Origin of the sequence: Bradyrhizobium sp. CCH5-F6 (assembly GCF_001556045.1) — a bacterium.
GTDB lineage: Bacteria > Pseudomonadota > Alphaproteobacteria > Rhizobiales > Xanthobacteraceae > Bradyrhizobium.
Genome location: NZ_LSIC01000078.1, coordinates 15,238 through 25,532, shown reverse-complemented (window position 1 = coordinate 25,532; position 10,295 = coordinate 15,238). Strand labels below are relative to the sequence as shown.

General features: G+C 64.6%; 10 protein-coding genes and 1 tRNA gene. 3 read left to right on the top strand and 8 right to left on the bottom strand.

Going from position 1 to position 10,295, the window contains the following annotated elements:
- Positions 1-12: 12 nt before the first annotated feature.
- The 4 genes from AX729_RS14355 to AX729_RS14340 form a co-directional block, all read right to left on the bottom strand.
- The gene (locus AX729_RS14355) at positions 13-882 is read right to left on the bottom strand and encodes an MBL fold metallo-hydrolase (protein WP_061024041.1); all 870 of its coding nucleotides are present in this window, start codon (positions 880-882) and stop codon (positions 13-15) included.
- Positions 883-897: 15 nt separating this feature from the next.
- A complete protein-coding gene (locus AX729_RS14350) occupies positions 898-1,509 on the bottom strand; it encodes a glutathione S-transferase family protein (protein WP_061024039.1) in 612 nt (203 codons plus the stop codon).
- A gap of 185 nt (positions 1,510-1,694) precedes the next feature.
- Positions 1,695-2,537: a fumarylacetoacetate hydrolase family protein gene (locus tag AX729_RS14345; protein WP_061024037.1), complete on the bottom strand. Its 843-nt coding sequence runs from the start codon at positions 2,535-2,537 to the stop codon at positions 1,695-1,697.
- Between the two features lie 85 nt (positions 2,538-2,622).
- The gene (locus AX729_RS14340) at positions 2,623-3,471 is read right to left on the bottom strand and encodes an MBL fold metallo-hydrolase (protein ID WP_061024035.1); all 849 of its coding nucleotides are present in this window, start codon (positions 3,469-3,471) and stop codon (positions 2,623-2,625) included.
- A gap of 169 nt (positions 3,472-3,640) precedes the next feature.
- On the opposite strand from AX729_RS14340, the gene AX729_RS14335 reads away from it, so the two are divergent.
- The gene (locus AX729_RS14335; RefSeq protein ID WP_061024250.1) at positions 3,641-4,117 is read left to right on the top strand and encodes a DUF3775 domain-containing protein; all 477 of its coding nucleotides are present in this window, start codon (positions 3,641-3,643) and stop codon (positions 4,115-4,117) included.
- Positions 4,118-4,205: 88 nt separating this feature from the next.
- On the opposite strand, the gene AX729_RS14330 is transcribed toward AX729_RS14335, so the two are convergent.
- Complete coding sequence (locus AX729_RS14330; RefSeq protein WP_061024033.1) at positions 4,206-4,988, bottom strand: SDR family oxidoreductase; 783 nt, start codon at positions 4,986-4,988, stop codon at positions 4,206-4,208.
- A gap of 129 nt (positions 4,989-5,117) precedes the next feature.
- Complete coding sequence (locus AX729_RS14325) at positions 5,118-5,630, bottom strand: CvpA family protein (RefSeq protein ID WP_061024031.1); 513 nt, start codon at positions 5,628-5,630, stop codon at positions 5,118-5,120.
- Between the two features lie 142 nt (positions 5,631-5,772).
- Between AX729_RS14325 and AX729_RS14320 the strand changes: the two genes are divergently transcribed.
- Positions 5,773-6,534 (top strand): SDR family oxidoreductase, encoded by a 762-nt coding sequence (locus tag AX729_RS14320; protein WP_061024029.1) that lies wholly within the window; start codon positions 5,773-5,775, stop codon positions 6,532-6,534.
- 203 nt (positions 6,535-6,737) lie between these two features.
- Here the strand turns inward: AX729_RS14320 and AX729_RS14315 are convergent, their stop codons facing one another.
- On the bottom strand, positions 6,738-8,330 hold the full coding sequence (locus AX729_RS14315) for a GMC family oxidoreductase (protein ID WP_061024028.1): 1,593 nt from the start codon (positions 8,328-8,330) through the stop codon (positions 6,738-6,740).
- A gap of 114 nt (positions 8,331-8,444) precedes the next feature.
- On the bottom strand, positions 8,445-9,878 hold the full coding sequence (locus tag AX729_RS14310; RefSeq protein ID WP_061024026.1) for a coniferyl aldehyde dehydrogenase: 1,434 nt from the start codon (positions 9,876-9,878) through the stop codon (positions 8,445-8,447).
- 311 nt (positions 9,879-10,189) lie between these two features.
- Here AX729_RS14310 and AX729_RS14305 point away from each other — a divergent pair.
- Positions 10,190-10,266, top strand: a tRNA-Met gene (locus AX729_RS14305).
- Positions 10,267-10,295 lie beyond the last annotated feature (29 nt).

Below are 10,295 nucleotides of genomic sequence, written 5' to 3'. Positions count from 1 at the left end.
CAAACCCCCGCACTATGTCACCGCCGCGCAGACGAACCCACTGCCCTTGCGTCGGATATTCCCCACCGACGGCGAGGGAAAATGTGCCGTGCAGCACAGCGTGTCGGTGTCGCAATAGCGATCGAGGAAGCTGCGGCGCGTCGTGGCTGCCTTGGCCGGATCGACATCGAACTTGATCGACAGTTCCGGATAGAGCGTCTGCAACGGCGAGTGCATGAGATCGCCGGAGAACACCGCCTCGTCCTTGCCGCGGCCCATCGCGAAGGCGACGTGACCCGGCGTGTGACCGGGCGTCGGCAGGATGCGGACATGATCGCCGATCTGATGATCGTTGCCGACGAGTTCGTGCCTGTTGGCTTCGACCACCGGCAGCACGCTGTCGGCGAAAGGCGGGATCTCCGCCTTCGCATTCTGCTCGGACCAGTGGTCGAACTCCTGCTTGGCGAAGACGTAGCGCGCCTTGGGGAAGGTCGGCACCCAGCGGCCGTTCTCCAGCCGCGTGTTCCAGCCGACGTGATCGACATGCAGATGCGTGCACATCACGAAGTCGATGTCCTCGACCGCAAATCCGGCGGCGCTGAGCCCGCGCAGATAGGTGTCGTCGGTCTTCATGTTCCATTTCGGCCGCGGCCGCGGCTTGTCGTTGCCGATGCAGCTGTCGACCAGGATCGTATGATGCGGCGTCTTCACGACGTAGGACTGGAAGCACAGCAGTAGCACGTCCTGATCGTCCAGCGCCCGGGCCTGCCGCATCCACGCCCGATTCTCGGCCAGCACCTCCGCCGTCAGTCCCGGCAGCATTTCCAGCGCAGGGACGAACGAGGTCTCCTGCTCGATGACGCGATGGATGGTGAGATCGCCGACCGAGAACTTCAGGCTCATGAGAACTCCCGAGATTTATGCGGCCGGCGGCACCGAGATCTTTACGGAGGGCCGCTCCAGCATCTTCTGGTGAAACGCGTCGAGCTTCGGATAGGCCTTGCGCCAGCCGCAATCGGCGAAGCGGAAGTCGGCGTAGCCGAGCACGCAAACGAGGCCGATCTGCGAGATGTCGAACGGGCCGTTCAGGACGTCGGGCATGTTCTCGAAGCGCGCCATGCCGGTCCAGGCCCTGTTCCAGTGGTCGTCCGACCAGGCCTGCCATTGCGAGCCCTGCGGGCGCACCATCTTCTCGTAGCGGCACAGCAGCATGGAATCGAGCATGCCGTTGATCAGCGAATGGTTGGTCTTGGCCTTCCAGCGCCGCGGACCGTAGTCGGGGATCAGGCTGCCGCCAGCCATCTCGTTGAGATATTCGACGATGACGTAGGAGTCCAGGATGACGTCGCCGTCGTTGGTGATCAGCACCGGCAGCTTCTTCAGCGGCGTGATGCGCGAATAGTCCTCGTTGGCCGTGCCCGGCGTCACGGCCGCGGGCACGAACTCGATCTTGTCGATCAGCCCGAGCTCGATCGCGGCGATGCGCACCTTGCGGGCGAAGGGCGAGGCGGGGGAGAAGGTGAGCTTCATGGGAAATAACCTCTATCCAGACACACGGTCCTCATCCTGAGGAGCGCGCCCTTGGCGCGCGTCTCGAAGGATGGACAAGAAGGATGGTCTCTCGTCACCCGGCGCGAACGTCGGGTGATCGTGCTTGTGGCGCATCCTTCGAGACGCGCGCGTTGCGCGCTCCTCAGGATGAGGGCCGGAGGCCGTTACGCCGCGATGATCTCCTGGCGCTGCTCGCCGAGGCCCTCGATGCCGAGCGTCACGACGTCGCCGACATTGAGAAAGGTCGGCGGCTTCATGCCGAGGCCGACGCCGGGCGGGGTGCCGGTGGTGATGATGTCGCCGGGCAGCAGCGTCATGAACTGCGAGACGTAGGAGACGCACTTGGCCATGGAGAAGATCATGGTCTTGGTCGAGCCGGTCTGTCGGCGCTGGCCGTTGACGTCGAGCCACATCGACAGGTCCTGCACGTCCTTGATCTCGTCCTTGGTGGCGAGCCACGGGCCGAGCGGGCCGAACGTGTCGTGCGACTTGCCCTTGGTCCACTGCCCCAGGCGCTCGATCTGGAATGCGCGCTCGGAGACGTCGTTGCAGACGCAATAGCCGGCGACATGGTTGAGCGCGTCGGCTTCCGAGACGTATTTCGCGCGGGTGCCGATGATGGCGGCGATCTCGACCTCCCAGTCGAGCTTGGTCGAGCCGCGCGGCTTCTCGACCGGATCGTTCGGGCCGGACAGCGAGGTGTTGGCCTTCATGAAGATGATCGGCTCGCTCGGAATGTCGGCGCCCGTCTCCTTGGCATGGTCGCTGTAGTTGAGGCCGATCGCCACGAATTTCGAGATGCCGGTGACGGGCGCACCGAACCGCGGCTTGCCGGAGACGGCGGGCAGCGAGGCGGGATCGAGCGCCGCCAGCTTCTTCAGGGACTCGGGCGAATAGGCCTCGCCGGTGAGGTCCTTCACATGCGCCGACAGGTCGCGCAGCTGGCCGGATTTGTCGATCAGGCCGGGCTTTTCCGCACCCTTCTCGCCGTAACGAACAAGCTTCATTCTCGTTTCTCCCTGGAGATTGGACCGGTCGGTTAACAGCTTCATGGAACAGGGCGGCAGGAAATTCAACCGCCCAAAACGGAGATCACCCCAGCGCTACGAAGCTGAACGCGTCCCCATCCCGCCTGATATGCCCGGCCGAAAAGTGTCCTCCGATCACCAGCGTCGGCGTGTCGGCAAAGCGGCCGAACAGCGCTGCCCGCGTCGCGGCGGATTGCGCCTGGTCGGAATCGGCTGTCGAGGACCAGTCGAGATGGGCCATCTGGCAGGGGTGATGCGCGACGTCGCCGGTGAGCAGGGCCTGCTCGCCGTCCGACTGGATGAGGATGCTCATATGGCCGGGACTGTGGCCCGGAGTCGGGATCATGCTGATCTCCTCGCAGAGACGGTGGTCGCTCGGGATCAGGTCGGCCCTGTCGGCATCGACGATCGGTTGCACGGAATCGCCGAACACGGCCTGCTTGTCCGGCTCGGTCGAATGGTCGCGCCAGTATTCGTATTCGGTCCTGCCGAAAACGTAGCGCGCCTTCGGGAAGGTCGGCACCCATTTGCCGCCGGACAGTTTCGTATTCCAGCCGACGTGATCGACATGAAGATGCGTGCACAGCACGGTGTCGATGCTGTCGGGCGGAAAACCGGCCGCCGTCATCGTCTCCAGGAACGGCGTGCTGCGGTTGTTCCAGGTCGGGACGTTGCGGCCCTGCTTGTCGTTGCCGAGGCCGGTATCCACCACGATGCGTTTGCCGGGCGTTTCCACCACCAGCGAATGGATCGACATTTTCAGCCGGCCTTCTTCCGTGGCGAAATGCGGGATCAGCCAGGGCAGCTTGCAAATTTCTTCGTTGCTCGCGAGCGGCAGGATGAAACGGGTCGAGCCGACCGTCTCCAATTCCACCACCTTGGTGATTTTGACCTTGCCCACCTGCCACTGCATCCGGCACCTTCCCATGTCCTTGCTTCACCATCTCCGCCATTCCTGGTCGCGACTGCGTGGCGCCCCGGAATGACGGGAAAAGAGGGCGAAACATGCACACTTTCCGCATCTTGGCGCAATGGATCATCTGACGCGATGCGGCGTTATCGCGGGAACCCTGGAGAAAGCCATGCCGGAGCTTACGATTTCCGCCGAGAAGGTCGCCTTCATCATCGAGAAGGCGCGTGAATTCGACGTCAAGGAGGGGGATTCCGATCCGGATTCCGGCTCGAACCCGAGCGATGACGATGCGCTCGATGTCCTCGAGGATGATGGCTCCGACCCTGTCGTCAACGAGCTCGGAAGCTTCATGATCGCCTTGAACGAGGACGAGCAGGTCGATCTCGTCACGCTGACCTGGCTTGGTCGCGGCGACGGCACGATCGATGATTGGGACGATCTGCGCGCCCGCGCCGTGGAGGCGCGCGGTGAGTATCGCAGCCCGCGCCGCGAAACGGTTCACTATCTGCTCGGCGAGCCGATGCTGGGCGACCTGCTCGCCAACGGGCTCGAGGAATTCGGCATCGACTGGACCGGCGAGCGCACGACGCCGGATTCGTCCGGCCCAAGTCAGCAGGACGAAGACGAGCCGACGAAGCAGCGGTGAATTCCCAAGCACATCGTCTTGCCCGGGGCAGGCCCGGGCATGACGATCTTCCGCAGATCCGCGCCGTCCTGGATGCGATGAAGGTGTCTTACAGCGTTCCCGGGAAGGCGCCACCATCCAGCAAGATGTTCTGCCCGGTGATGAAGCCGGCCTTGGCGCCGCACAGGAAGGCGCAGGCATAGCCGAACTCGTCGGGCTGGCCGAAGCGTCCGGCGGGGTTCAGCTTGGCGCGTTCGGCCAGGATCTGCTCCGGCGTGACGCCGCGCTTGTCGGCCTCGGCCTTGGCGGTGCCGGTGAGCCGATCGGTCTCGAACGGGCCCGGCAACAGGCCGTTGATCGTGACGTTGTTGATCACCGTCTTGCGCGAGAGGCCGGCGATGAAGCCGGTGAGGCCGGCGCGCGCGCCGTTGGAGAGGCCGAGGATGTCGATCGGCGCCTTCACGGCGGCCGACGTGATGTTGACGATGCGGCCGAACTTGCGCGCCATCATGCCGTCCACCGTCGCCTTGATCAGCTCGATCGGGGTCAGCATGTTGGCGTCGATCGCCTTGATCCAGTCGTCGCGGGTCCAGTTGCGGAAATCGCCGGGCGGCGGGCCGCCGGCATTGTTGATCAGGATATCGGGCTCGGGACAGGCCTTCAGCACCGCCTCACGGCCGGCGGGTGTCGTGATGTCGCCGACGATCTCGGTGACCGTCACGTCAGGGTAGGCCTTGCGGATCTCATCGGCGGTTTTCTTCAGGGCTTCGGCGCCGCGCGCAGTCAGCGTGACGTGAACGCCGGCGTCCGCCAGCGAGATGGCGCAGGCGCGACCGAGGCCTTTGCTGGATGCGCAGACGATGGCGCGGCGACCTTTGATCCCAAGATCCACTGTTTCACTCCCGTAATGTCAGGCAGGTTTTGGACGGCCGTCACTTTAGCCAACCTCGGTGCCGCTGATAAGGGATGGGCTCGCACCAAAATGCATGGCGCGCCCGCGCGGCGATGCAGATGCGCCCGATCAGATGCGCCGTTCCTGCTTGAGGCGGTCGATCGCGGCGGCCGCCTCCGGCGGCAGGGACTTGAAGCCCATCTGGCCTGCCGTCGAGAACAGCGGCCGCAGATGCGAGCCGGCGAGGAAAGGCGGCTGGCGGTTGGCCGGCACGATCTGGTCGAACACCAGCACCAGGGTGGTCGCGACGAGGCCGACCCTGATGGCGCCGAGCGCGGCGCCGCCGAGCCGGTCGCCGATGCCGGCCTCGCCGATGGTGTCGTTCAGTGCGATGCGCCCGATGTGACCGAACAGCATGCCGACCACCACGAAGATGCCGAAGAACCAGATCCAGTTCTGGAGCAGCGGCGAGTTTGGATTTCCGGCAATCTGCGGTGCGATCAGCGGCATCAACGCAACCGCGATCGGCGCGGCGAGGAGATAGGCGAGGATGGTCATGGCGCTGCGCAGCAGGCCGGTCCTGAACCCGAAGCCGACCGCGACGGCGAGGGCGGCATAGACGGCAAGATCGAAACTGTTCATGAGCAAAACCCTGCCTCGACGGAACGGGTGAACGCCGGACCGATCATTCCGGTTTCAGATCGCTAAAATCGTCTGTATTGATGGCCCCAAAGCTCGCGGGACTGCGCCCGAGAAACCCACGGAAATCGCCAGGGAAATCGTCATGTCAGACCTATTCGACGTCAGTAAAGAAACCATCCTCGTCACGGGCGCGAGCCAGGGGCTGGGCCGGCAGTTTGCGCGGGTGCTGGCGGCGCATGGCGCGTCCGTCGCGCTCGCCGCGCGGCAGGCCGACAAGCTGAAGAGCCTGGAGGAGGAGATCCGCGGCAAGGGCGGCCGCGCGGCTGCGGTCGCGCTCGACGTCACCGACACGGCCTCGATCGCCAGGGCTGTCGACGCCGTCGAAGCCGCCCTCGGCCCCGTCACGGTGCTGATCAACAATGCCGGCATCGCCATCGAGAAGCTCGCAACCGAGCAGACCGAGGCGGACTGGGACGCGGTGATCGGCGCCAATCTCAAGGGCGCCTATTTCCTCGCGACGGAAGTCGCGCGGCGCATGATTGCGCGCAAGCAGCCGGGCAACATCGTCAACATCGCCTCCGTGCTCGGCACCGGCGTGCTCAAGGCGGTCTCGCCCTACGCGATCTCCAAGGCCGGCATCATCCAGGCGACCCGGGCGATGGCGCTGGAGCTGGCGGGGCAGAACATCCGCATCAACGCGCTCGCGCCCGGCTATATCGATACCGAAATGAACCATGCGTTCTGGTCGACGCCGGCGGGCGAGCGCCTCGCCAAGCGCATCCCGCAGCGCCGCGTCGGCGCCGAGTCCGACCTCGACGGCGCGATCCTGCTATTGGCGTCCAACGCGTCGCGGTACATGACGGGGAGTGTGGTGACGGTGGATGGCGGGTTTCTGCTGAATTGAACGTCTCTTCGCCTCTCCCCGCCTGCGGAGAGAGGCCGGCGAGCAAATTCCGGGTGAGGGGGCTCTCCGCCGGCTCGATACCGTTGGCTAACGAATGCTCCATCCGCATCGTCATTGCGAGCGCAGCGAAGCAATCCAGACTCTTTCCGCAGAGGGATTCTGGATTGCTTCGCTGCGCTCGCAATGACGGAGAGTGAGAAGTTTTACCGCATCTCCGCCCTGATCATGTCCGCCGCCTTCTCCCCGATCATGATCGTCGGCGCATTGGTGTTGCCGCCAATCAGCGTCGGCATGATCGAGGCGTCGACGACGCGCAAAGCTTCGACGCCGTGCACCTTCAGCGTTGGGTCGACCACGGCCATTGCATCCGTCCCCATCTTGCAGGTACCGACCGGGTGATAGACGGTGTCGACACGCTCGCGCAGCACGGCGCGGATGTCGTCGTCGGTTCTCACGTTGGACGTGAACATGTCCTTCTTCTGCAAAGCGCGCAGCGCTGGCGTCTCCATCAGGCGGCGCGTGGTCTTGAAGCCTGCGACCATCGCTTCGATATCCTCTGCCTCGCCGAGGAAATTCGGATCGATCATCGGCGCTGCGAGCGGATCGGCGCTCTTCAGCCATACGCTGCCGCGGCTCTTCGGCCGCAACAGGCAGACATGGCACGAGAAGCCCGCCTCCTTGTGCTTCTTGCGGCCGTGGTCGTCGAGCATCGCGATGACGAAGTGGAGTTGAATGTCGGGTATGTCGAGGTCGGGCCGGCTCTTCAGGAAGCCGCCCCACTCGGCGAAATTGGTGGTCATCAGGCCGCGCCGTTCACGGCGATAGCGCTGGATGGCGCGGAGCAGGGACGGTAGCCGGCCGAGCGAGGCGTGAACGAAGTGCGGATAGTCGGAGGCGTAGACGAACACGAAATCCGGATGGTCCTGCAGATTGCGCCCGACGCCGGGCAGATGGTGCACGACGCCAATGCCGTGTGATCGAAGCGCGTCGCCATCGCCCACACCCGACAGCATCAGCAATTGCGGTGACTGGAAGGCGCCGGAGGCCAGGATCACCTCGCGGCGGGCGCGCAACGTCTTCGTCTGCTTGCCCTGCAGATATTCGACGCCGACCGCGCGGCTGCCTTCGAACAGGATCTTCGTGGCGTGTGCGCCCGTCTCGACGCGCAGATTTGTGCGCTTGCCCACGTGGGGATCGAGATAAGCGCGCGCTGCGCTCCAGCGCTCGCCATTGTGCTGCGTCACCTGGTAACCGCCGAGCCCTTCATGATCCTCGGCATTGAAGTCCTCGCGGATGCGAAACTGCGCCTCGCGCGCGGCCTGATGGAACACGTCATGGATCGGGTTTTCGGAGCGCAGCCTGTTGACATGCAGCGGGCCGCCCTTGCCGTGATACTCGCCGTCGAAATCGACGTTGTTCTCCGAGCGTTTGAAGTAGGGCAGCACGTCGGCATAGGACCAGCCGGTGTTGCCGAGCGAGGCCCAGTGGTCGTAGTCCCATTTGTGGCCGCGGATGTAGACCATGGCGTTGATCGCCGAGGAGCCGCCGAGGCCCTTGCCGCGCGGCTGATAGCCGATGCGGCCGTTCAATCCCTTCTGCGGTACGGTATCGAAGGCCCAGTTGGCCGTTTTGTAGGGCAGGGCAAGCCCGAATGGCGTGGTGATTCGCCAGGTGTCGTTCCGTCCGCCTGCATCGAGCAGCGCCACGGACGTCGCCGCATCCTCCGACAGCCGGCCCGCGACGGTGCAGCCGCCCGAGCCCGCGCCCACGACGACGAAATCGAATGTGTCAGTCAATGTTTCCCCCTGCATTTCTTTTTCGTCATTGCGAGCGCAGCGAAGCAATCCAGGCTGTCACCGCGGAGGGACTCTGGATTGCTTCGTTGCGCTCGCAATGACGGCTTTGACGAGCTACGACATGAACCGCATCAACTTCTCCAGCCGCGCGATCTTGCCGCCATAGGGCGGATAGAGATCTGCGAGGCGGTTGAACCGGGAGCGGTAGAACACCGGCTTCAGCTTGCTGAACGTCTTGAAGCCCCATTCGCCGTGATAGGCGCCGGTGCCGGACGCGCCGACGCCGCCCATCGGCTGGTTGATCTGCGCGAAATGAAACAGGCAGTCGTTGATCGTGACGCCGCCGGAAACGGTGCGCGCCAGCACCGCGTCGCGCGCGCTCTGGTCGCTGCCGAACCAGTACAGCGCCAGCGGCCGGTCGCGGGCGTTGACGAAAGCAATCGCCTCCGCCGGCTCGCGATAACCCAGCACCGGCAGCACGGGCCCAAAGATCTCCTCCTGCATCGCCGCCATTGCTTCGCTCGCGCCGACGATCAGCGTCGGCGGAAATTTGCGATGCGCCTTCCAGTTGGGATCATCGGGCTTTGCCGGTTGCAGGATTTTTGCGCCGCGCTGCGCCGCATCCGCGACCAGACCTTCTAGCCGGGCATAGTGCCGGTCGGAGATGATCGAGGTGTAATCCTTGTTGGCGGGATCGGTGCCGAACATGCGCCGCATCTGCGCGCGCACCTTCTCGGCGAAGGCCTGCAACGAAACCTCCGGCACCAACACATAGTCCGGCGCGATGCAGGTCTGCCCGGCATTGAGCAGCTTTCCGTAGGCGATGCGCTCGGCCGCCTCGTCGAGATCGGCCGAGGCGTCGACGATCGCGGGCGATTTGCCGCCCAGCTCGAGCGTGACCGGCGTCAGATTGCGCCCGGCGACCTCCGCGACCAGCCGGCCAACCCGCGTCGAGCCGGTGAAGACCAGATGATCGAACGGCAGGTTCGCAAAGCCCTTGGCGATCTCGTCCTCGACGCCGGTGACGAACACCTCCGTTGCATCGAATCGCTGCCCGACCGTCTCCTTGAGCCGCGCCGAGAAGTGCGGGACCAGCTCGCTCGGCTTGATGATGACGCGGTTGCCTGCGGCAATGGCGCCGATCGCGGGCGCGAGCGTCAGCTGGAGCGGGTAATTCCACGGCGCGATGATGCCGACGACGCCGAGCGGCTGCGGCATCAGGCGGTTGCGCGCCGGCAGGAATTGCAGCGCGGTCGCGACGCGCTGCGGCGCCATCCAGGTCTTCAGGTGCTTCGTGGCATGCCGGATCTCCGAGAACACCAGCATGGTCTCCGCGATGGTGGTCTCGACCGCGCAGCGGTGGCCGAAATCGGCCGAGATCGCCTGCCGGAAGCGCTCCTCGTTGTCGGCGACCACGGCGCGCAGCCGCGCCAGCCGGTCGAGCCGCTGGGCAAGGTCGGGCGCCGGCTCGTTCCGAGTCCGCGCGACCATGGCATGGAAGCCATCCTCCAGCGCCCGCAGCGGGGCGCTCGTCAGGGATTTGTCCACGGCGTTCCTCCCTCGTCCGGCGTTTCCGCCTTGCTCTCGTTGCCGCAAAGCTGGCCCTTTGTGGAACTTCTGGCAAGACCACGGCAAAGGGACCGGAAATCGGTTGATCCGCCTGTCATAAAGTCGAAAAAAACGTTCCCGCGGCCCTTTCCAAAGCCAGCCCGCCTTGATACATACGCCCCGCACCCGACGGGCTTTGCCCCGGGTCGCCTTCCAAGGAAGCCTTTGGGACGGAACAAGCAAGCCACGCGAACAGCGCGGCCCTCAATCCACCGTCCCCGGGATTTAACCGAAGGCGTGCAAGTGTTTAACGCGGGGTGGAGCAGCCCGGTAGCTCGTCAGGCTCATAACCTGAAGGTCATAGGTTCAAATCCTATCCCCGCAACCAAATTCGGTTTGACCGGATCCGATACGAAA

Excerpts from the sequence above, each read along its gene's own strand:
- AX729_RS14355 (WP_061024041.1), bottom strand. The coding sequence starts at position 882 with ATGAGCCTGAAGTTCTCGGTCGGCGATCTCACCATCCATCGCGTCATC.
- AX729_RS14350 (WP_061024039.1), bottom strand. The coding sequence starts at position 1,509 with ATGAAGCTCACCTTCTCCCCCGCCTCGCCCTTCGCCCGCAAGGTGCGC.
- AX729_RS14345 (WP_061024037.1), bottom strand. The coding sequence starts at position 2,537 with ATGAAGCTTGTTCGTTACGGCGAGAAGGGTGCGGAAAAGCCCGGCCTG.
- AX729_RS14340 (WP_061024035.1), bottom strand. The coding sequence starts at position 3,471 with ATGCAGTGGCAGGTGGGCAAGGTCAAAATCACCAAGGTGGTGGAATTG.
- AX729_RS14335 (WP_061024250.1), top strand. The coding sequence starts at position 3,641 with ATGCCGGAGCTTACGATTTCCGCCGAGAAGGTCGCCTTCATCATCGAG.
- AX729_RS14325 (WP_061024031.1), bottom strand. The coding sequence starts at position 5,630 with ATGAACAGTTTCGATCTTGCCGTCTATGCCGCCCTCGCCGTCGCGGTC.
- AX729_RS14320 (WP_061024029.1), top strand. The coding sequence starts at position 5,773 with ATGTCAGACCTATTCGACGTCAGTAAAGAAACCATCCTCGTCACGGGC.